Genomic DNA, 21,395 nt, shown 5'->3' with positions numbered 1-21,395 from the left:
CGACTACGAACGGCCCTTTTGACCAATCTCCGCGTCTGGGAAACGCGACGAATCGACGGACTCACCAGCGTTTCTTATCTTCAATCCTGGCCAACATGGCGCGTTCTCGCCTTGGCCCGCCTAAATCAACGGACTGCTAGGCAGCGACGCAACTCCTCCACTTGGGCCATTAGATCGCTCTCGAACGGGTAATCCTCGAAGGGCTCCCAAGGGACACCGACTCCACGTCGCGCCGCTCGCAGTGCATCCGCGAGCACACGGTCGGCCGTCATCCGCCGAATCAGGGCACACTCGCTGATCGAGAACCCCGCCTCGAGCAAGCGACACGTCCAGTGCTCGTCAGGAACCCTCCCGCTCTCCTCGGTCGGGGTCGCCGGAGAGGTGGAGGACTTCGCGGACACCTCCGCCGCCGACTCCTCTCGTGATGCCGACGTATTAGTGCCCTCCCCCATCCCAGCCGACAAGGGCACACTGATGCACTGGGCCATTTTCGCCCAAAGCTCGCGCGGCAGCGGCAGTCGGCTCGGCAGGAGACCCGCGTCCCGCAGCATCGCCGCCCCCTGGGCATTGAGCTTCACCGTCGGCCGCAAGCGATCGCCACTCTGCTCGAGGGCTCCCGCTTGCAGGAGCGCTTCGACCATCGTGATGACATCACGCTGCTGAAATTCGAGCAGCTTCCCAAAGCATTGCTTACGACTGAGCCCGGCCTTCTCGATTTGCTTCGATTTCGACCCGGTCAGAGTCTCCGCGAGACGTCCTTTTCCGAACCGTCCCCGAAGTTCGGCTGCCCCTTCCAAGACCGCCACCAGCACCGCGCGCGAGCGATCGTCCATCGCGATCCCGGCATCACCCTCGAAAGCGCTGCCCGAAGTACGACGCGAACCGCCCACCATGTCGCATTGATCGCAGTGACCACAGGCATCGCTACGCTCGCCGAAGTAGCCGAGGATATGTTGACGACGGCAATCGCGACTGGTCGCGTACGCGATCACTTCATCCAGCTTCTCATACTCACGCTGCCGCCGCCGCTCCAACTCCTCGAAATCGATCGGCAGCGACTCGGCGGGGGTCGTTAGATCGAGCACCCGCGTGGCACTGCCGCGAAAGGGCGGAACGTAGTCGATGTCCAGCCGCGAGCGAAGTTCGCCGATCGCCGCGACCATCGACGAGCGATCGATCTCGAGCGCCGCGGCCGCTTGTTCCGGACGGAAGTAGCACTCCTGGCCGCGACGATCGCCGACGAGTCCTTGCAGAAAACGCAGCACCGCCCGCTGGGTCTTCGCGTTGGCCGGCAGCAAGTCGGTCAGGTCCGGCCCCGACTCGTGAATGGTGATGGTCGCCAGGTTCTCCCGAGGCCTCAACCGTTCGACGACGCCGGCGGACTCGAGGAGACGAAGCGCGGTCCCGACCGCCATCTCCGCCACACCACCGTTAAGTCGCTCGCAAATCTGGGAACGGGTCCACTCGACCAATTCCTGCCCTTGGGAGCGTAGGACGTCGAGCACGTCGTAAATCACACGCCGCTCGGGATACTCATTCTCGATGAAAAACTCTTGGATCATGCGATCGGCCATCGAGAAGAGTAGCTCGCAACGAGCCGGCTGACCATCGCGCCCCGCGCGACCCGCCTCCTGGTAGTAGGCCTCGAGCGTCCCAGGGATGTTGTGATGCAAGACCGCGCGGATGTCAGGCTTATCGATCCCCATGCCGAACGCGTTGGTCGCGACGATGATGTCGCTTCGCCCACTCATGAAGTGGTCTTGAGCTTGCCGCCGATCGTTGGCCATGAGTCCGGCATGATAAACCCCGACCTTGCGACCGCAGCGTTCGCGCAAATGCGCCGCGACCTCCTCGCAGCTCTTGCGGCTGGAGGCGTAGACGATGATCGATCCGGGAGTCTCATGAACCACGGCGCGCAGGCGGGTCAACTTCTGGGCCTTGGTCGCGGCGGCGGTGACGCCGTAGTGGAGGTTGGGGCGATCAAACCCGCGAATGAAGACCGCGGGGTCGTGCAAGTCGAGTTGGGTCGCGATGTCCCGGCGCACCGCGTCGGTGGCGGTCGCGGTCAGCGCGATCGTCGTCGGATCACCGAGCTGACGGCGAACGTAACCCAGACGAGCGTAGTCGGGGCGGAAGTCGTGCCCCCATTCACTGATGCAGTGTGCTTCGTCAATCGCCAGGAGGGAGATATCGAGCCCACCGAGCATCTCGCGGAAGCGTTCGCTACGCAGTCGCTCGGGCGCGACATAGATGAGGTCGAAGGCCCCTTCGCGAATCCCGCTGAGTCGCTGCTGCCGTTCCGCGGGGTCGAGTCCACTATGGAGGGAGGTCGCTTGAATGCCCAGCCGAGCGAGCTGGTCCTCTTGGTCCTTCATCAGCGCGATCAGCGGGCTGACGACGAGCGCGGGGGACTGAAGCAACGCGGGGAGTTGGTAACAGAGGCTCTTGCCGCCGCCGGTGGGCATCACGCAGAGGACGTCGCGACCACCGAGCACGGTCTCGATCACCTCGCGCTGTCCCGGCCTGAAGGTGCTCAAGCCGAAGCGGGGCAACAATTCGTCGATGGGGCCGCTCGGAGCACTCACCATCCCTGATCCATCCGACTTCCCTTGCGTGACCGAGGCACCGCCTCCGACCCGATCGCCGACGCGGCACCGTGGCGCTCGGCCTCATGAATTAGGTTTAGGCGAAAATGGGGGATTCATCCAGGAGGAAGATCGATCGGAAGTGGCTCCAAGAAGGCGGAATCCGTCCACAAAATGGAGTGTTTCCTACCGAAAATCGACCAATGCTGACCGATTCAGAGTGGTTGGGAGGTGTTTTCGACGCTCAAACGGTGGCAACGGCGCTGAATCGGGCCCTTGCCGTTCATCCCGCTCGCATCCTCGCGGGCGGGAGTGTGTCATTGCCATCGGTGATGAAAATGGGGCTTCCGTGCCCAACACCTCTCCTTGGAAAGGCGGCCTCGTGCCCAATGGCAATGATTCGCTCGCGTCCCCACGCGGTCTCAGATGCTTCGTACCACGGAGCCCACAGCATTCTTTGACAGTGGGCATCCTGCCCGTACCCCCGGTCGCGCGAGGGCTAGCGTCTTGCTATGCGTCGTCGTGGTGTTCCAAAGAAGAAGAGGCCCCGTGGCCGAAGCACGCGCTGGGACTGCACGCACGTTTCCCTTTCAGAGAACTCCGATCTCCGAACGAAACGTGACTCAACTGATCAACTCCTTGAACAGGTCGTTGAACTGACCGATGTCATCGCGCAGGTACTGCACCCAGATCTCTGGATTCCAGATCTCCAGACAAAAACCGGCGCCAACGATGATCACTTCGTTGTTCGGTTCGACGGCGAGAAACTCGCGAAACCCCTCCGGGACAAGCAAGCGTCCCCGCTGGCCAAGTTTGACGGGACGGCTCCGCGTCGAGAGTAGACGCGTGAAGCGTTGAACCTTGGCCATGTCGAACTGCAATAGATTCAGTTCGAGCTTCTTTCGCAGAAGCTCGACTCCCCCCTCGATGCGCTCTTGCCAGAGTTGTGCGTTCCACAGACTGAGGCAACCTTCACGTTCCTTCGCGAGTACGCAATCCGCGGACGGCTGCGTGAGCGTCTCAATGCTCTCCATTGGCAATGCAATGCGATAACGGTCGTCATAGACGCGTCGAAATTCACCCGTGATGAGCTGGGGTGCTAGCGTCATTCCCGTTCCGGCTCATGATGAGCCCAAGTTGAGCTCGACGACCAAATGGGCGTCCCTCCCACAAATCTCGCTTCCGTGGAGCTTGGTGGGGCTGTTCTCCCACCGAGGCAGAATCTAGCAGATGCTCCGGACCCCTGCAAACACCTTTTTGCCCGCTCTCGCTCTCCAGGCCTCCAACCCCATGATTTGGGGTGTCGCCCAGAGAACCACCACAAGATCGTGGGGTGCGGCCTTTCACGAAAATTCAAATTTTTCCGATTCTGACCCTCCTGACGCCGCCCACTCCCGGCCCATGAAGAGACACCCTTCTCCTAACACGCTTGCTCCGAAAGAGTTGGGCCGATTGCCAAATCGGTGGGATACCCGCCCACAGCCCGGGAGCTCCCGCGGCCTCCAATGACGCAGGGCCTCTTCCAAGCTGGAAATCCCCGATCCGGCTGCGAGGAATGTGACGATCTCGACGCTTCCCATTCGGCACGGGTCGCGTTTTTGGGGGAAGGAATTGTGGGAGGACGTCCCACGCGGCCGATCAAGTTGGTGGGTGAACGTCACCAGCGTGGTGTGTCCCTAGGATCGAGTCGGACCCGAGCGGGATTCGCATCTCCCTCGAGCCGTCGCGACTCTCCGACTCCAGACATGGCGAGCCTCCTATGAGACCCGGTCGCTTTATCTCGAGCGTCGCCGTCACCGGCTTCTTTGCCGGCTTGATGGGCTGCGGCTCGACTCAATCGACATTCGATCGCGACCCCTTCGTCATGAATCATCTGACACACGGCAAGGAAACGCCCGCCCTTCACGCCTCCGATAGCGACTCCAAGAGCACGCTCGACTTCGCTTCCGACGAGAAAATGATTCCCGGTGAGTCGATCTCCCGGAAATCGACGAACGCTCGTGCGGGGAGCCGCCCCATGGCGGTTCCCCGCGGGAGAGAAGCGACCTTCGCTCACGATCCCGACTATCGATGGATCAACGGCCGCCTGACCCACCAGGAAGGCCGCCGTCCGGGCTGGTACGTCCGCTTCGCCGAGAAGCACGACGACGACGAGTACGACGGCGCCCTGCTCCTGGCCAACGACCCACGGCTGGGGATGTTCCGTGAAGGGGATCTCGTCCACGTCGAAGGCACCGTCGTCGAACACGGTCTCGGCGACAACCGCTACCATCTCGACAACATCGCCCTCATGGGTCCATAACCCGCCGTTTGCCCATTCATTTCATTGACACCGCAAAGCTACCCCCCGGTTGATTCAACCAGGGCCATCCAAGACGGGCACATCCTCCGCAGGGCTACCCCCGGTTGATTCAACCAAGGCCATCCAAGACGGGCTCACCCTCCGCAAGGCTACCCCCGGTTGATTCAACCGGGGCCATCCAAGACGGGCTCATCCTCCGCAAGGCTACCCCCGGTTGATTCAACCAAGGCCATCCAAGACGGGCACATCCCCCGCAAGGCTACCCCCGGTTGATTCAACCGGGGCCATCCAAGACGGGCTCATCCTCCGCAAGGCTACCCCCGGTTGATTCAACCGGGGCCGACGAAGTCGGTCGGAAGTCGCGGGCAAACCTCTCCTTCGCCGGCAACCATCCAATCCCGGAGCGCAACCTCCGCCAGCGACTTCTTGCGGCTGCGCCGCCCCGGTAGCACAGCAACCGGGGCTACCCAGAATGGCGGTAGCACAGCGACCCAAGAACGCGTTGCTCCCCCGCAAGGCTACCCCCGGTTGATTCAACCAAGGCCATCCAAGACGGGCACATCCCCCGCAAGGCTACCCCCGGTTGATTCAACCGGGGCCGACGAAGTCGGTCGGAAGTCGCGGGCAAACCTCTCCTTCGCCGGCAACCATCCAATCCCGGAGCGCAACCTCCGCCAGCGACTTCTTGCGGCTGCGCCGCCCCGGTAGCACAGCAACCGGGGCTACCCAACAAGGGCGACCCTCTGATATAATCCAGTCATGATCAGGCACACGGAACTCCTCAGCGAAATCCTCGAACCCGTCGGTCGCTGCCTGACTGTCGAGGCAGCCCGAGAGCTCTTGGCGGTTCGAGCCCCCGAGTCAGTTCAGGAACGAATGCGTGAGTTCGCCATGAAGTCGACGGCGGGAACGCTGACGGACGACGAACGGGCCGAGTACGATTCCCTCGTCTCCGCCGGCAATGTCGTCGCCATCCTTCAAGCCAAGGCTCGACGGCTTCTCAGCCAGTCTTCTGAAGCCTGATGAATCAGGCGCTTCGATCTCAAGTCAGAACCCGCGAGGGCAATCGGTGCGAATATTGCCTCATTCACCAGGAGCACGATTCGTTCTTCACATTCCCCATCGATCACATCGTCGCTCGGCAGCACGGAGGAGACACGACCCTGGGGAATCTCGCGTTGAGCTGTTTCCGCTGCAATTCTCGCAAGGGCCCCAACATCGCGAGCATCGATCCACTCAGCGGCAGGTTGACGGAGTTATATCATCCCCGTCGGGCTCGATGGAAACACCACTTCGAATGGATAGGACCGATGATCAACGGGAAGACGGACGTCGGAAGAGCGACGGTTTCGTTGCTCGCCATGAATCATCCCGACATCGTCCTCCTTCGCGAACTTTTGATCGAAGAAGGCACCTTCCCGCCCGTTGTTGACTGAGTTTTCCGATGAAACCTATCGCACCGCAAGGGCTAGGGGCCGACGAAGTCGGTCGGAAGTCGCGGGCAAGCCTCTCCTTCGCCGGCAACCATCCAATCCCGGAGCGCAACCTCCGCCAGCGACTTCTTGCGGCTGCGCCGCCCCGGTAGCACAGCAACCGGGGCTACCCAGAATGGCGGTAGCACAGCGACATCCAAGACGGGCACATCCCCCGCAAGACTATTCCCGGTTGATTCAACCAAGGCCATCCAAGACGGGCACATCCTCCGCAAGGCTACCCCCGGTTGATTCAACCGGGGCCGACGAAGTCGGTCGGAAGTCGCGGGCAAGCCTCTCCTTCGCCGGCAACCATCCAATCCCGGAGCGCAACCTCCGCCAGCGACTTCTTGCGGCTGCGCCGCCCCGGTAGCACAGCAACCGGGGCTACCCAGAATGGCGGTAGCACAGCGACATCCAAGACGGGCTCATCCTCCGCAAGGCTACCCCCGGTTGACTCAACCGGGGCCGACGAAGTCGGTCGGAAGTCGCGGGCAAGCCTCTCCTTCGCCGGCAACCATCCAATCCCGGAGCGCAACCTCCGCCAGCGACTTCTTGCGGCTGCGCCGCCCCGGTAGCACAGCAACCGGGGCTACCCAGAATGGCGGAAGCACAGCAACATCCAAGACGGGCTCATCCTCCGCAAGGGCTAGGGGCCGACGAAGTCGGTCGGAAGTCGCGGGCAAGCCTCTCCTTCGCCGGCAACCATCCAATCCCGGAGCACAACCTCCGCCAGCGACTTCTTGCGGCTGCGCCGCCCCGGTAGCACAGCAACCGGGGCTACCCAGAATCGCGGTAGCACAGCAACATCCAAGACGGGCACATCCTCCGCAAGGCTACCCCCGGTTGATTCAATTGGGGATATCCGACGGAAAATGCAGGAACAAATGCCGCTTCAGCGAGGACGTGGAATGGCGATGACAGCGACGAGCGACGGTGGGATCACGTGCTCCCACCGTCGCACAAGGCGTGACTCAGTCGACGACGTCGATCGTCACGAGTTGGTGATCCCAATTGCTGATGACGCGATGCGGCGGGACGATGAGAAGCTTCTTGCCCTCAATGACGCTGTCGTGAATCCGCTTCTCGATCTGGGAGGTGGGAAAGACCTTCGTGAGCACTTCGGGATCATCGTGTTCGTACTGGACCGTCGCGTAGACGAGGGGTTCGTCGGTGACGTAGATCGCGAACCGCTCTTCGCCCGGCGCTGAGGTGATGAAGCTGCCGTTGGTTACTTGCCGAGTGACACCGGCTTGCCACTTGTCCTTCAAGACATCGGCGCCAAGGATCGTGATCGTGCCTCGGTCAAACTCGACCACGGTGACGTACGCCTCACGGTCGACTTTCACGTGGAGCGTAAACGGTTCGCCGACCTTCACCCGATCGACCACGTCGCCACTGGCGTTGCGAACCTCGGCCTTCATCGTCATTTTCGCATTGGGTGGAGGCACGATCTCGTGGAGGCTCAGGATCTGAGAGAGAGCTTCACGAGCGTTTGACACTTCCCGAAAATGTGCGGGAGAGAGGTGATCGAGTTGCCAGCCGTGGAACGGCCTGGCGAGACGATCGGTCTCCTCTTCGACCCCTTTGGTCATCTTCGCGACCATCGCGTCGGTTTCGAGCTGACTGAGCGGCAAGATCGTTCCCGCGTAGTCGATCAACTCCTGCGTGTTCGCCCAAAGGTCGCTGTTACGGCGTTGGTGCCTGGCGAGCCATTCCTTCGCCTCACGCTCGCGCCGTTCGCGGGCCCGCTCGAAGGTCAACGTCGCCAGCGCGCCATCGGGAGCGACAAGGTCGCGCGCCTCGTCGAGATCCCGTCCGCCGCTGAGTCGTTTCGCTTGCTCATAGAGCGGCGCGATGCTGGGCCAATCCTTGGGATGCTTGGACTGGTACTCGACGAGCCACGCGGGCGGAGGGTCCTCGCGCAAGAGCGTTTTCTTTCGTTCCTTGGTCAGCTTCACGAGGAGGGATTGGAAGTTACCGAACTGCTCCTTGGTCTTGATCTCGCCGAGACTGGAGAAGCCCTTCCCCGCGATGGCCGCCTTGAGCGACTCGACCGACGGCCAGACGTCGGGATCCTGCGACTGGGCGAATGCGAGCAAGTTCTCGGCGCGTTGCTGAAAGGATGAGTTCAAGAAGAACGACCCGATCCCGACCCAGATTCCTCCCGAGAGAAGCAGCACGAGGACGACGCCGAAGATCGGCACCCACGGCGAACGACTTTTCGGCTTCCGGATCTCGTCGCTGGCGCGGAACCGGGGAAGTGTCTTCGCCGAGAGTTCCCCGGGACAGGCGAACGGGCGCAGGGCATCAATCACCTCGAGCGCGGATTCGAAGCGATCTTCCGGCTTCTTGGCGAGCATCTTGTTGATCACCGCATCCAACTCGGGCGGGATCTCGCCGCGATGCGACGACGCGGGAGGCGGTTCCTCGCGAGCGCACGCCCGCATCAGCGCGACGAGATCCTTCCGTTCGAAGGGAACGTGGCCGGTCAACAAATAGAAGAGGGTCGCTCCCAGGGCATAGATGTCCGAGGCGGGTTTCACCGCGGTCGCGTCGGCCCACTGCTCGGGAGGCATGTACTCGGGCGTCCCCATGCCACGGCGCTGCGCGGTCAAGCCGGCCGAGGTCGACTGATCGGGGTCGGCCAGCCGAGCGATCCCCATGTCCAGGACGATCAACTTGCCCGTGGCGGTGACCATCAGGTTCGCCGGCTTGATGTCCCGGTGGATGACGTTGTGCTGATGGGCGTGCCCGAGGGCGTCGGCCGCTTCGCTGATCCACTCGCAACAGGTCTTGATCGAAACGGGCGCGCCCGCTTGGAACGCGTTGTCGACCCGGGAACGCAGATCCTCTCCGGTGACGAACTTCATCGCGATGTAGTCGACCCCGTTGACGTGGCCGACCTTGTAGATGGGGACGATCGCGGGGTGCTCAAGCAGGGCGAGCACGCGCGCCTCTTGCTTGAAGCGCTTAAGGACCGCTTCGGACTTGTTCGCCGAGCAGCGGATCGTCTTGATGGCTTCGGTCCGTCCGAGCACGCTATTGCGGGCTTTATAGACCTCGCCCATTCCGCCTTCGCCGAGCTTGTCGAGCAAGACGTAGTCGTCGAAACAGATGTCCGAGGCGCTACCGCTGCGCAGCCGTTCGGCTTGAAACGGCGTCAGATTCCCGGACTGTTCCAGGGCGTCGACCACGGTGGTGGGATCGCCGTTGGGCCCGATCGTCTCGTAGGCGCTGTCAAACTTGTCCGCCTTGACGACCTCGAGGGACACAAGCTTTTTGCGCAAATCCTCGACGGAGACCTCGAGCCGTCCGGAGACGGAGCGGGAGGTCGACGACGGTCGTCTCGTTCTTCCGAAATGGGAGTCTTCTGACACGAGTCCTCACCTACCCGGTGAAGGGTCGAGCAACAAATCGCCCTACGCTTCTACAATACGCCCGTGACGGTCCGCGGAAAGCGGTAGGCGGGCGGACGTCAGCCGGAGGGCCGATCGGCTCGATTGTAACAGAAACCCTGCTGCACCAAAGGGTGTCGGGACTAGGAAACCAAGGAGTTGACCGAATGAGTGAACAGATGCCGACCAGTTTTACACAAATTGACCCGAAGGAACTCAAATCGAAGCTGAACGGCACCGGCAAGCCACTGGTCGTCGACGTTCGCGAAGCCCATGAGGTCGCGATCTGCAAGATTGATGGCTCGGTTCACATTCCGCTCGGTGAACTTCCGCAGCGGTATCAGGAACTCGACCCCGAACAGGACATGGTCATTCACTGCAAAATGGGTGGCCGGAGCGCCCAAGCCTGCGTCTTCCTGAAGCAGCAAGGTTTTGAGAGAGTGGCGAACCTCAATGGCGGGATCGTCGCATGGCGCGAGCAGATCGATCCGTCGCTGAACCTCTACTGACGGTCGGTCGCCGAAGGATTGGTCGCCTGTCGAGCGGGAAGTGCGGACTGGGCCGCTAGGTCGGCAAGGTGCTCGACGACAAGCCGGGCGGCGACGTCATTGCCCTTTTCGTTCCAGTGGCCGACTTCGAGAAAGTAGCAGCTCGCCGGATCCTCCAGCTCCCTAAAACCATTCACCATGGGAAGATACGAGATCCCCTGGTCGTGACATAACTTGCCAAGCCGCTGCTCGGGATAGTTGGGATCGTACTTGCCGGCCGCCGCGGGACCAACCGTCTCGATGAGCCGGTACCAGTACTTCTCAACGAGTTGTTCGTGGGCGGGGATCCCGACGACGACGACTTCGGCACCACTCTCCCGGACCTCCTCGGCAACCGTCGTGATCAGCCGTTCGGTCACTTCCCAGGCCTCGGCGGTCTCGCCGGTCGGCTCGGAATCGAAAATGTGGAAACCGGGCGGTAGTACGTTGGCTGTCTCGCGGAAGAGATCGCGGACCTTGCGGGTTTGGTGCTTCTGCCAGACGTAGAACTGGCTGTACTCGGCGAGCCAACGCGACAGCGTCGACCGAACTGGCTTAAGCGGAACGAGTTGCAGCGACCCGCCCTCATTAAGAACGAAGTAGGGACGGTGCCCGGAGCTGCTTCCGTGATGATTGTCCGCCAGATCGTTCCCGTTGTAGAAGCAGAGAAGCACCAAATCGGGGTCGTACTCACGGGCGAAATGACGCCAGGTGAGCAGGGATTGGCCGGTGCTGAAGCCCGAAACCCCAAAGTTCATCACCTCCCACTCGGCCCCCGAGTCCGCAGTCACCAGTTCGACCTCGAGCCGTCCGACGAGCGAATCCTCTTCCTCAACCGCGACCGCGGCGATGAACGAATCTCCAAGCACGGCAACACGTTGCAGCCCGCGCGGCTTGGTTTTCGGGCGATCGGGACCGCGAAAACCCTCGGCGTTAAAACGGAGCATCACTTCTCGGCCGGCCTCGGGCACGTAAGTGCTTTCGAAGGTATCCCTTACATACCGCTGCCCAACGAGGGTATCCTTGACGAGAAGGGACTCTCCCTCCTGGGAGACCATCCGAATCGCGACCTCAAGCATCACGATTCCAATCACCAGACTGGTCCCCAGCAGCGCCAATTTGGGCCACAAACCACCAAATCGGGACTTTTTCTGCGCTGTTAGGTGCAATTCCGTATCAGTTTTCATCGAATCGGGACCACTTTCGGCCAGAAATGGATCCATTGACGGCTTCTCAGGTCCCGGCACGCCCGCCGGGACTTGACCCGAGCGCGATTCTCGGGGGCGGTGCACCGTAGCCGAACATCGAAACGAGACAACGGCTCCTCGGCCCAATTTTCCCCGCCCGGAGGCGTGAAGATCGCCCGTCTCCACGGGTCGACCAAACCTCGAAGCGCGGGATTGGGATTTTGCCCAAAAGCTGGCGTCCCACCATGTCGGCCGGATTGCTACAGTGGATGACGTGGGCGAGTTTTGCCCTGATGCTTCACAGGATGGGCACTTGGGAATTGCCGTGGAGGAAGGCGATGGCGGAGCAAGGTAACGAGGCTGGCCGGAGGCGTGGACTCTGGTTTCCTCTCGCGGTCATCGCCCTTTTCGTGGTCGGTCTCGGTGGTCTCTGGTTGCTCATGCCGGGCTGGGAACGCGACCTCAGAATCGCGATCACCATGGGCGCCACCGCGCTGATGGGGCTGGTTCTGGCCTGCTGGTTTTGCTTTTTCAGTCCCTTTTCCCTTTGGCTCCGACTCCCGCTCACCCTCCTTGGTGCCACCGGTGTGGCACTCTTCTCCGCCTTCTTTCGCGTCGAGTTCAACGGTGATCTCACTCCGGTCGGGATCTACCGCCAAGGCGACATGTCCCACGACGATCATGTCGTCGCCCACCGCGAGAGCCTCGCCTCCAAGAGCATTCCCGACGGCTTCGTTATCGATCCCACGATCGGAAAAGACGACTACCCACGCTACCTCGGCCCTGGACTCGACGGCATCATCGAGGGCCCCGAACTAGCCACCCAGTGGGAGGGCGACACCCCGCCGATGCTTTGGCGTCAACCGGTCGGGGGCGGTTATGCCTCCTTCGCGGTCGCCGGCAACATCGCGGTCACCCTCGAACAGCGCCACGAGAACGAAGCGGTCGTCTGCTACGATCGCCAAACTGGACACGAACTCTGGGCCCATGCCTACCCGGCTCGCTTCGAAGACCCGATGGGAGGCGACGGCCCGCGAAGCACCCCTACCTTGTTCGACGGCAAAGTCTACTCCTTCGGAGCGACGGGCATCTTCTGTTGTCTCGACGCGAAGTCGGGCGACCTCCTCTGGCAAAAGGACACGCTCGCGGAGAACGGCTCCAAGAACATCTCCTGGGGACTCTCGAGTTCCCCGCTGATTCACAAGAGTCTGGTGATCGTCGCTCCCGGCTCGAGCACGCCCAAATCGCTCGGCCAAGCGATCATCGCGTATGACCACGACACCGGTGAGAAGGTTTGGAGCGTGGGCAACGAACCGGCGGGCTACAGCTCGCCGATGATCGCCACTCTCGCCGGCCAGACCCAGCTCATCCTCTTCGACGGCATCGGGCTGGCGGGCTACGATCTCGGCGAACATCGCGAGTTGTGGCGTTTCCCCTGGCGCACGTATGAGCAGATCAACGTCGCCCAACCGATGCTCCTCGACAAGGACCAGGTGCTAATCTCCTCCGGTTACGGCATGGGCGGCGCCGTGCTGAAGATTCGGCCCGAGAACGGCATTTGGAAACCCGAGCCCCAGTGGGAAGCCAAGACTGTTCGCTGCAAGTTCACCAGCCCAATCGTCCACAACGGCTACGCCTATGCCCTCGACAATGGCATCCTGGGCTGCGTCGACGTCGAAACCGGCAAGCGGATGTGGCACAAGCGCGGCGATCGTTTCGGCCATGGCCAAGTGATCCTCAGCGGCGAGACCCTCGTCATCGTCACCGAGTCGGGCGAGGTCGTTTTGGTGGAAGCGACCCCCGAGGAGTATCGCCAGCTCGCCAAGTTCCAAGCGATCGAAGGCCGGACCTGGAACTGCCCCGCCCTTGCCGACGGGTACCTCTACATTCGCAACCACCTTGAGATGGCCTGCTATAACCTCGCCGCCTCACGTCGGGAGAGTCCCTCTTCCGAAGTGCTCCCCACCGCCGATCCCGGCGAGTCCACGAAGAAACTTCCCCCCAAGATCACCGACCGAGGCCCCAAGGTCCCCAAGTGACACGAAATAGTCACCGCGGAATTCACAGAGATCACCGAGCGCCGTAGGGTGGGTATTGACCCACCGTCTCTTGGGTGGCCCCGATGGCTCGTCAAACTGGGCACGCATTCCCAAGGACCAATTCCTGTGCGTCCAGGGGAAATGGGTGACTCAATAGGCTCTTGAGAGAACGCCGCGCTGACCAGCAAGTGATCCCTACCGGCGTTCGCCCGTTCTATCGGTCATTGTCCCGAGAGAGCACGTGGTGCCCGAGACCTCTTGCGTGCTGCGCACGTCCCGGTAGCGGAGCAACCGGGGCTACCCAGGAGTGCGGACCGAATCGGTGCCTATGGTAGATCTTGCCCGAACTTTCTCTGCCGCTACGGGTTCACGAGAACCATTCACCGGACAGTGACAAGCAGTCCGCTCAAGAATGGACGATCGGACCCTCCTTCCCCTCTTCGTCACCCAAGAGATGTGCGTCCCGAAGGCGGAAACGCCGAAAATCTCGCCTTTTACTTCGCGACCGTTGTGGTTCCTCTCATTTCCGTCTACCATTCCGGAATGATGTGCGCGACGTGACCATCCGTTTGAATACCTGCCTACGTCTCCGTTGACCTTCTACACGAGGTATCTCATGGTTATCTATCGGCATTCCAGACTTTACCGCCCTGCTTTTACTCTGGTCGAACTCCTGGTGGTCATCGCCATCATCGGCGTCCTTGTTAGCCTTCTTCTGCCCGCGGTTCAGCAAGCCCGCGAATCCGCTCGCCGAGCCTCCTGCACGAACAACCTCAAGCAAATCGGCTTGGCGCTGCACAACTACCACGACGGCGCGGGCACGTTTCCCGCCGGAGCGGTCGGAACGAGCACCCAAGCGAACTCCGGGAACTTTTGGCTATCGATCCTTCCCTACATTGGGAAAACGCCGGTCTACAACGAGTGGCAGTTCCAGCGCAATAGCCAGAACCTCGCCTCCAACGTCGCGGTCGTCAAGCTTCTGAGCAGTTCGAAGGTGTTCTACTGCCCCTCCAGTTCGCTTCCTCTCTCGGTGGAGTCGGGAACAAACCAGGGAGCGCCCCTTCCGATGTATGCCGGGATCAGTGGCGTCGACGATACGAGTTCGATGGCCACCGGCCGTGGTCGAGTGAACTCCAACGGCGTCCTTCCTCCGAACATGTACATCAGCATCGGGAAGATCACCGACGGGACGTCCAAGACGTGGATGGTCGGAGAGCAGTCCGACTGGGCGATCGACACCAGCGGCGTCAAAGTCGAGATGCGGTCTTCGGGGGCCTTCAGCCTTCTGGCAAGCTGCAATTTCCCGGGAACCCCGGGCGCCGGCGGCTGCTGTTCGTCGGGCGATCAAACGTACAACCTGACGACGCTTCGCTACCCGCTCAACGACAAGGCCTACAGCAGCACGCGGACGGACGGCAAGGGCAATTCGAGTCCATCGACGCTCGGAGGCGAAACGAACAAGCCACTCCAATCGGTCCACTCGGGTGGCGTCCAGATCCTGTTGGCCGACGGCTCGGTGAAATTCGTCAACGAATTCATGGACTTCGACACGGTCAAACTGTTCTGTCAACGAGCGGACGGGAAGATCATCAACGAGTGACGCCATCCCGTGCCGACACGGTTGGTCATCGTAAGACCGCTGTGTCTCGACAAGGCGAGTGAGCCTTGAGTGCCTTCTTCGAGTTCCATTCTCAGGTGACTACAGTGCCAAAGACAACCAACATCGTCAGCCTTCTCGTGGCGGCTTGCGTGTGCCTCATGATCGTCGGTTGCGGTTCTCCCGAACCTCCGATCGAAAAGCAAATCGAGAAACTTGAGGTCAAGAAGGTCGAGCCGACCGAGACGTGAACCCCACAGGCGGGCCCTTGCCCGCTGAGAACGCTGGTGGGCCCTCGCTGGCCCTACGAGAAGAATCAGTGCTCGCCGACACGGAAATAGGATTCGGCGAGCGATTGCTTGTGACCGGTCGGCTAGAATGAACGCGGGGATAGACTGTGCGCCCGCTGGGCGAATCCACGATACCGAGACCGGCCGCGAGACTCACCTTGATGACCGACCAACCGATCGCCCTCACGGGAGTTACCGGATCGCTGGGAGCCAACATCGCCAGGTGTTTGGCGACGAGCGGGCGAACGCCACGACTGATCGTTCGCGATGCCGGCCGGGCGCCGGCGCTATCCCATGCCGACGTGCGCGAAGCGAGCTATCAGGATACCAACGCCTTCGCCAAGGCGGTCGAGGGATGTGAGAGCGTCTTTCTCGTCTCTCTACCGGAATCGGCCGAGCGGCGATCCCAGCATCGTTCGGCGGTCGACGCCTGCCAACAAGCGGGCGTGAAGCGGATCGTCTACACCTCCTTCATCAACACCGCGCCGGATGCCACCTTCACGCTCTCCCACGACCACTACCATACCGAGCAGGCCTTGGAGGCGTCCGGTATCCCGTTCGTGGCGCTTCGCAACAGCTTCTACCTGGAGATGGTGCCCGCCCTGGTCACCGATGGCGTCATCCGTGGCCCCGGTGGTTCGGGCAAGATCGCGCCCGTCGCCCGAACCGATGTCGCCACCGTCGCGGCGGCGGTCCTTATGGACGGCTTCGAAGAAACCCTCCGACTCGACGTGACGGGGCCGGAGTTGCTCGACCTCCACGAGATCGCGCGAATCATTGCCGAGATCACGGGGGAACCGGTACGTTACGACGAAGAAACAATCGATCAAGCGTACGCTTCGCGTCGTCACCTCAACGCGACCCAACTCGAACTCGACGCGTGGGTGAGCACCTACACAGCCTTGGCGAAGGGCGAGTTCGCGGTTCTTAGCGAAACGGTCAAGAAGATAACCGGCCGTCCGGCGCGAGCGCCGCGCGAGTACCTGAGCCGCCTCCTCGACAAGACACGTCCTTGACGGTCATGTGGCCGGTGCTGGCCTTCCTCTGAACGCAAGATGGGGGAGAGTCGTCGGTGGCCGCGATCATCCCACGACCGGATCACGCGGTGCTCGATCCCGAAGTGATCAGTTGCGTTCCAGCGAGTCCCGATGACCCAACGCTTCCAAGAACGCGCCGAGGGCCGCTCCCATGGCACCTCTTTGTGCATGCCGAGCGGCCCCCGTTCAACCTCGCGGTTCAGAAAGTCTCAAGGACGACGCTAGTCGAGCCCGTAGGCGAAGAAGGCGTCGACGTTGTCGGCTTGCGGCTTGTATTCAAACTCGATCTTGGTGTAGTTCAGGCTGATCTCCTCGGTGGGGCGATCGTTCGCGGCCGATGATGGCGCTTTCGCGAACGACAGCACCGGATCGAGCTGGGTCATCTCCGGCGACTCGATCTTCGGGTAGTCGAACGAACCGCCCTTCAACTCGAGCTCAATTTCCACCTTCGGCGTCAACATTTCGGTCGCGGGTAGCCGCCGAAACGAGAGCAGAGACCTGCTATACTCGCGGTCGTCGCTATTGGGATGGCGCCGATTGTCTTGTTGGGAAAGGGAACCGAAGCAATGCGAACCGCACGACTCATCGCCCTCGCCACCACGTTCGGGTTCTTCGGAGGGCCCAGCGCCGGCGCTGCCGAGCCCGACCCGACCGCTAGGACGATCATCGCGAAGCACCTCGAGGCGATCGGCGGCGTCGAGGCCCAGAAGAAACTCACGACGCGCAAGTCCGAAGGGACGGCGATGCTCAACCAAGTCGGGACGCTCTGGAAGATCACCGTCATCCAAAAGGCTCCCGACAAGAAGCACTTGCTCGTCATGGACGACACCCAGCTCATCGTCGAAAAAGGAACCGATGGGCAAGAGGCTTGGCAACGGTTCGCGGGGAACCAGGTGCAGTCGATCGAGGGCGACAACCTCAACTACGAACTCAAGGACGCTCGCTTTCATAGCGGACTGGAGATGATCGAGAAAGGCGAGTTCACCCACGAGGGCGACGAGGAGATCGATGGCTGGAAGTACCACGTCCTCAAGGCGACGTTCGAGGACGAAAGCCCGCTGCCGGGGAAAAACCACACCCTATACATTGACCGCGACACGTATCTGCTCGGGCGAATGAGATACGAGCGGGAACTGGGAGGCGCGACGGTTCCGCACACCATCGCCCTGAGTGGCTACGAGGAGGTCGATGGCATTCCGGTTCCGACCTCGATGACGATCTCGGTCAACGGCACCCCGTTCGCGACCGTGACCTTCGACCGAATCACTCACGATGTCGACGTCGACGATGATCTCTTCCGCAAACCACTCCCGTAGTGCCCTGGTCCTTCTAAATTTCGGGGTACCACTGGGGCTGCTTGTCGGCCAGTGTCAAAAGGTTGGGTCGACACCAACGCAGGCTTTGGCAGTCCGCAAATTCAAGCGGGGCCAAGGCGAGAACGAGCCATGTTGGCCAAGGTCGAGTTTCGTCAACGCGGAGATTGGTCAAAAGGGCCGTTCGGAGCCGGCAGCGAATAGATCAACGGGCTGTTGGGTGGGACCAGAACCTGTAGTCTCATGTCCGCTGGACAACGCCGTGGGCTTGCGGTGGACGTCTCTTCGTCGCACGAATCCGCCGCGATCGGGTGACCGCGCTACTTGCTGGCTGGAACAGCACTCTTGAAGCGTTCGAAGCCGTAGACCCGGTCATAGTAGATCGTCAATCCGTGCAGTGCGTGATAGAGAGCGCCCGACTCCATCGGCTGCGATTGGTACTCGAGGAACATCAGCGCCATCGCGCCGGCGGCATCCTGCATCCAGGGCTCCTGGAGTTGTTCGTCCGTGAGCGCGATCGAGAGCCATTCGAGCGTGTGGCCACTGCTGTTCATGCGGTCCTTGGCGTCGGCGGTCGTCCCGGGACCGCGAAAGTAGTTGGTCGAGAAGTTGCCGTCGGCTCCTTGGTACTGCCTCGCCAACGCGATGTGCTCGCGGACCTTGGCGTCGACCTCTTTCCAGAGAGGCGTCATCTTTCCCCCGCGCCGACGGTGCTCGTTGAGCGCGAGCGTCAACCCATAGAGCCGATGGGTGCCGCCGCAAGCCGCTTTGTCGATCGTGGCGTCGAGTTCACTTCTAACCAGGTCGTCGAACGTCAGTTTCTCCCCCGCCCGATTGGTCCAACTGGCGTCGGTCCCGACATAGTGGCTGATCGCGATGATGCTCCAACTCAGCTCCTGGCCAAGACGGGCGTGGGCCTGGATCTCGCGAACGAAGTCCATGATAGTGTAGGCCTTGCCGTGAACGATGACCGGTTGATCGGGGGCCAAGTCCCACTGGGCGCAGATGGCGACAAACTGGTCCTGGTGCCCTTGCCCGATGAAAGTCGGCCCCATCTGAACGTCGAGACCCGACTCGGTCGGGATGAACCCCAAGCCGCGAATCCGGCCGAGGTCGTTCCGCCCGGAGAGGATGTAGTCGAGAGCGGGAACGTACTCTTCGGCGTCGGGCGTGCGCAGCGCGAGCCCGGGCCCAAACGCGAGCACGCCATGAAAGACCGTCCAGAAGGCGTTGGTGGTCAGCAAATCCCGACTGCGTGCCAGATCGATCGCGGTCTCGATACGCGTCTTGAGGGGATCGGAGGTGGTGGCGGCGATGGGGGGAGTTGGGACGACGGGTGTCGTCTGCTCCGGCAACTCCACCGCCGCGGGAGGCGCGGTCGGAACCGGGCTCGGTGCACAGCCGAGTCCTGCGATCAATGTAAGCACGATGGCTACGCGCGGGGTCATGTCACGAGCGTCCTAGCAGACTGATGTCACGAGCAAACTTGGCACGGAGCGCACACGGTTCCCCCGGGTACGGCTGATCTCGATCGTTCCACCGACAAGGGTCAACGTGGGTGGAAGGTCGTCATGGACTCCTTCCCGGGCTCCCATGTCGCGTCGACCGCTATCCCCTCGCGGAGGCCGACGCGAGCGGTTCGCGCTGCGGCACCGCCGGCGTTTCCGAGGGCATGGGCGTCCGCGAGAGCCAACGGCGCCATGTCGTCCCCGGGACGAAACTAAGACAGCCGATCAAGAGGGCCGGTCCAAAGAGGGGCAATCCGAAGAGCAAGGAACATCCCAACCATCCAAGGAACGCCCCCCCAAGGACAAGCGGCCGCGCCCCATTCTTCCACGCCATGAACGGGAAGCAAATCTGCCACGCCAGCACGGCATAGGTCGCGATGTTGATCGCGAACATCAGCAGTAGCGGCTGACCACTCTCTTTGATGGCGAGCACCTCTTCCAGAGTCGTCTCAAAGGGCGGGAAGAGCGGGAACCAAAGGGCGAGCCCCGCCCACCAAACGCTGATCTGCAGTTTATGCAAGCCGCTGACGAAGATGACGATCGCGATGTGGATCTGAAGCAACCGAAGCGCGATGGTCGCCGCGGTGCTCTTCGTTCGGCCCTCATCCGATGAACGCCAACGGGCGAAGAACTCCGCATCGCGACTTCCGAGCAGGAGGTTTCGCGCCGAGCGGGGTTGGCTGTGCAAGCCGTAGAGCAGATAGCCGACCATGAGATAGAAGCTCAGGATTAAGAGCAGAACATCCCCGCCGTAGCTCAGAGCCGGGTTCGAGGTGAACGCGATCACCACCAACCAAGTCAGAACGGAAGTCAGCCGCGTCGCGATGCCGAGCGTGAAGAGCACCAGCACCAGCATCGAGCCTCCGTAGAGCAAATGCGCGAACCACGGCGAGCTGGCCAGAAAGATCGGCGACCAACCGATCGGGGCGGGTGGCCCCTCAGGCAGTCCGAGAAGTTCCCGGTAGGCCTGCCGATCGACCCAGCCGTCCATGCCGAAGAGAGCCCCTTGATGTCCGAGGAATCCAAGAAGCCAACTGAGCAGCAAGATACCCGTGCACGCACGGACGACGTGTAGCCCCAACCCATCGCTGGGGGTGAACCAGAAGCTGTCCCAAGCGCGTAGCAGTCGTGCCAGCGGACTCGGGGCACCTGCCCCGTCGGGCAATGATTCAGCGTGCGTCGGTGCCGTCGTGGGCATGGGTCTCTCCAAAGGTGACCGTCGAGTCGTCAAACGCCGCCTCCTGGGGCACTCCATCCAGGAAAAGCACATCGGGAGGAATAGACGGGCGCGAAGTCCGCGAGATTTCCACCGCCGCGGCGTCGTGGTGGCGAAGCAAATGACGCGCGTAGGAGCTGGCGAGGATCATTGAGGAGCGCGACGGTCCCAGCGTCGGCCGATCGCGCGGCACCAGATGTCGTGGCACGGCCTTCACGGCTCCCCGTTGCCCTTCGCCCATCTGCCAAATGAGGACCCGCTCGACGCGTTGATTCGCGGCGGGCACCATCTCCCCCTCCGTGGGAACAACCAACTCGTCCTCGGCGAGGGCTCGGGCAAGCAGTCGTTGGCGATGCCGCACCGTCCCCCAGGCCTTGGGATCGGGAAACGTGAGTTCGTCAATCGTCTTGCCGTCGGCATCCAGAAGTTTGGCACGAAAGCGCGCATCGGGTCCGCCGTCAGGCTGCGAGGAGATGAAGTTCTCCGCGAAGTGGTAGTTGTGCGTCATCTTGAGCGAATCGAGATAGGGGCCGACTTTTTCGGCGCCAAACTGGGCCAACTGGGGCGGTGTCGCCCAGTCCGCACCCTGGGCGACGGCCCAAGGTCCACTCGGCGCCGCGAGGGTCATCACCGCGACCGCGCCGAGATGGCCCGCCGCGAGCAGACTCACCACGCCGCGAAGCCAGTACGGAATCGGATTCATCGAGCACTCCTCAACCCCACTCCTCGCCGGACCCGCCGCTGGGGCACCAGGTTCCCGACATGGAGCAAACTCCACCTCTCTCACGATACCCGCGGAATCGGGAAACTTAACGCCAATCGCCAAGACTTGCGCCCGCGGAGGCGACTCGGGCGTCCGATTGGGAAGGTTGTCGCGAAGTCTACCGACTGTAGCGGTTCTGCGAGGGGATCGACGGGCGTGCC

17 protein-coding genes are annotated in these 21,395 nt (G+C 61.9%); 9 read left to right on the top strand and 8 right to left on the bottom strand.

The window, feature by feature from the left end:
* Positions 1 to 125: 125 nt before the first annotated feature.
* Positions 126 to 2,588 (bottom strand): RecQ family ATP-dependent DNA helicase, encoded by a 2,463-nt coding sequence (locus tag Pan216_RS10770; RefSeq protein ID WP_145257999.1) that lies wholly within the window; start codon positions 2,586 to 2,588, stop codon positions 126 to 128.
* A 620-nt stretch (positions 2,589 to 3,208) separates the two neighbouring features.
* A complete protein-coding gene (locus Pan216_RS10765) occupies positions 3,209 to 3,694 on the bottom strand; it encodes a division/cell wall cluster transcriptional repressor MraZ (RefSeq protein WP_145257998.1) in 486 nt (161 codons plus the stop codon).
* A 650-nt stretch (positions 3,695 to 4,344) separates the two neighbouring features.
* Between Pan216_RS10765 and Pan216_RS10760 the strand changes: the two genes are divergently transcribed.
* The 3 genes from Pan216_RS10760 to Pan216_RS10750 all read left to right on the top strand — a co-directional run bounded on the left by Pan216_RS10760 (position 4,345) and on the right by Pan216_RS10750 (position 6,323).
* Complete coding sequence (locus Pan216_RS10760) at positions 4,345 to 4,887, top strand: hypothetical protein (RefSeq protein WP_145257997.1); 543 nt, start codon at positions 4,345 to 4,347, stop codon at positions 4,885 to 4,887.
* Positions 4,888 to 5,646: 759 nt separating this feature from the next.
* Positions 5,647 to 5,910 (top strand): hypothetical protein, encoded by a 264-nt coding sequence (locus Pan216_RS10755; protein ID WP_145257996.1) that lies wholly within the window; start codon positions 5,647 to 5,649, stop codon positions 5,908 to 5,910.
* Positions 5,910 to 6,323 (top strand): HNH endonuclease, encoded by a 414-nt coding sequence (locus Pan216_RS10750; RefSeq protein WP_145257995.1) that lies wholly within the window; start codon positions 5,910 to 5,912, stop codon positions 6,321 to 6,323. The genes Pan216_RS10755 and Pan216_RS10750 overlap by 1 nt, the downstream gene beginning before the upstream one ends.
* A 1,010-nt stretch (positions 6,324 to 7,333) precedes the next feature.
* Here the strand turns inward: Pan216_RS10750 and Pan216_RS10745 are convergent.
* The gene (locus Pan216_RS10745) at positions 7,334 to 9,739 is read right to left on the bottom strand and encodes a serine/threonine protein kinase (RefSeq protein ID WP_145257994.1); all 2,406 of its coding nucleotides are present in this window, start codon (positions 9,737 to 9,739) and stop codon (positions 7,334 to 7,336) included.
* A gap of 185 nt (positions 9,740 to 9,924) precedes the next feature.
* Between Pan216_RS10745 and Pan216_RS10740 the strand changes: the two genes are divergently transcribed.
* Complete coding sequence (locus tag Pan216_RS10740) at positions 9,925 to 10,266, top strand: rhodanese-like domain-containing protein (RefSeq protein WP_419193507.1); 342 nt, start codon at positions 9,925 to 9,927, stop codon at positions 10,264 to 10,266.
* On the opposite strand, the gene Pan216_RS10735 is transcribed toward Pan216_RS10740, so the two are convergent.
* Complete coding sequence (locus Pan216_RS10735) at positions 10,260 to 11,378, bottom strand: SGNH/GDSL hydrolase family protein (protein ID WP_145257993.1); 1,119 nt, start codon at positions 11,376 to 11,378, stop codon at positions 10,260 to 10,262. The genes Pan216_RS10740 and Pan216_RS10735 overlap by 7 nt on opposite strands.
* 431 nt (positions 11,379 to 11,809) lie before the next feature.
* Here Pan216_RS10735 and Pan216_RS10730 point away from each other — a divergent pair, with 431 nt between their 5' ends.
* The 4 genes from Pan216_RS10730 to Pan216_RS10720 all read left to right on the top strand — a co-directional run bounded on the left by Pan216_RS10730 (position 11,810) and on the right by Pan216_RS10720 (position 16,413).
* Entirely contained in the window at positions 11,810 to 13,510 is a 1,701-nt protein-coding gene (locus Pan216_RS10730) for a PQQ-binding-like beta-propeller repeat protein (protein WP_419193506.1), read from the top strand.
* A 616-nt stretch (positions 13,511 to 14,126) separates the two neighbouring features.
* On the top strand, positions 14,127 to 15,110 hold the full coding sequence (locus tag Pan216_RS10725; protein ID WP_145257991.1) for a DUF1559 domain-containing protein: 984 nt from the start codon (positions 14,127 to 14,129) through the stop codon (positions 15,108 to 15,110).
* Positions 15,111 to 15,214: 104 nt separating this feature from the next.
* Positions 15,215 to 15,358 carry a hypothetical protein gene (locus Pan216_RS28235; protein ID WP_419193505.1) on the top strand — a complete coding sequence of 48 codons (144 nt, stop codon included), beginning with the start codon at positions 15,215 to 15,217 and terminating at the stop codon, positions 15,356 to 15,358.
* Between the two features lie 200 nt (positions 15,359 to 15,558).
* Positions 15,559 to 16,413: an SDR family oxidoreductase gene (locus Pan216_RS10720; protein ID WP_145257990.1), complete on the top strand. Its 855-nt coding sequence runs from the start codon at positions 15,559 to 15,561 to the stop codon at positions 16,411 to 16,413.
* Positions 16,414 to 16,655: 242 nt separating this feature from the next.
* On the opposite strand, the gene Pan216_RS10715 is transcribed toward Pan216_RS10720, so the two are convergent.
* Positions 16,656 to 16,895, bottom strand: coding sequence for a hypothetical protein (locus Pan216_RS10715; protein WP_145257989.1), 240 nt, complete (start codon positions 16,893 to 16,895; stop codon positions 16,656 to 16,658).
* A 105-nt stretch (positions 16,896 to 17,000) separates the two neighbouring features.
* Here Pan216_RS10715 and Pan216_RS10710 point away from each other — a divergent pair, with 105 nt between their 5' ends.
* Entirely contained in the window at positions 17,001 to 17,750 is a 750-nt protein-coding gene (locus Pan216_RS10710; protein ID WP_419193504.1) for an outer membrane lipoprotein-sorting protein, read from the top strand.
* Between the two features lie 317 nt (positions 17,751 to 18,067).
* Here Pan216_RS10710 and Pan216_RS10705 read toward each other — a convergent pair whose 3' ends face one another.
* The 3 genes from Pan216_RS10705 to Pan216_RS10695 all read right to left on the bottom strand — a co-directional run bounded on the left by Pan216_RS10705 (position 18,068) and on the right by Pan216_RS10695 (position 21,174).
* Positions 18,068 to 19,195 (bottom strand): hypothetical protein, encoded by a 1,128-nt coding sequence (locus Pan216_RS10705; protein WP_145257987.1) that lies wholly within the window; start codon positions 19,193 to 19,195, stop codon positions 18,068 to 18,070.
* Positions 19,196 to 19,355: 160 nt separating this feature from the next.
* The gene (locus Pan216_RS10700; protein ID WP_145257986.1) at positions 19,356 to 20,453 is read right to left on the bottom strand and encodes a hypothetical protein; all 1,098 of its coding nucleotides are present in this window, start codon (positions 20,451 to 20,453) and stop codon (positions 19,356 to 19,358) included.
* Positions 20,425 to 21,174 carry a hypothetical protein gene (locus Pan216_RS10695; RefSeq protein WP_145257985.1) on the bottom strand — a complete coding sequence of 250 codons (750 nt, stop codon included), beginning with the start codon at positions 21,172 to 21,174 and terminating at the stop codon, positions 20,425 to 20,427. Before Pan216_RS10695 ends, Pan216_RS10700 begins: the two co-directional genes overlap by 29 nt.
* Positions 21,175 to 21,395: the final 221 nt, after the last annotated feature.

The organism is Kolteria novifilia, assembly GCA_007748055.1.
GTDB lineage: Bacteria > Planctomycetota > Planctomycetia > Kolteriales > Kolteriaceae > Kolteria > Kolteria novifilia.
This window is presented reverse-complemented; position numbering and strand designations above follow the sequence as displayed.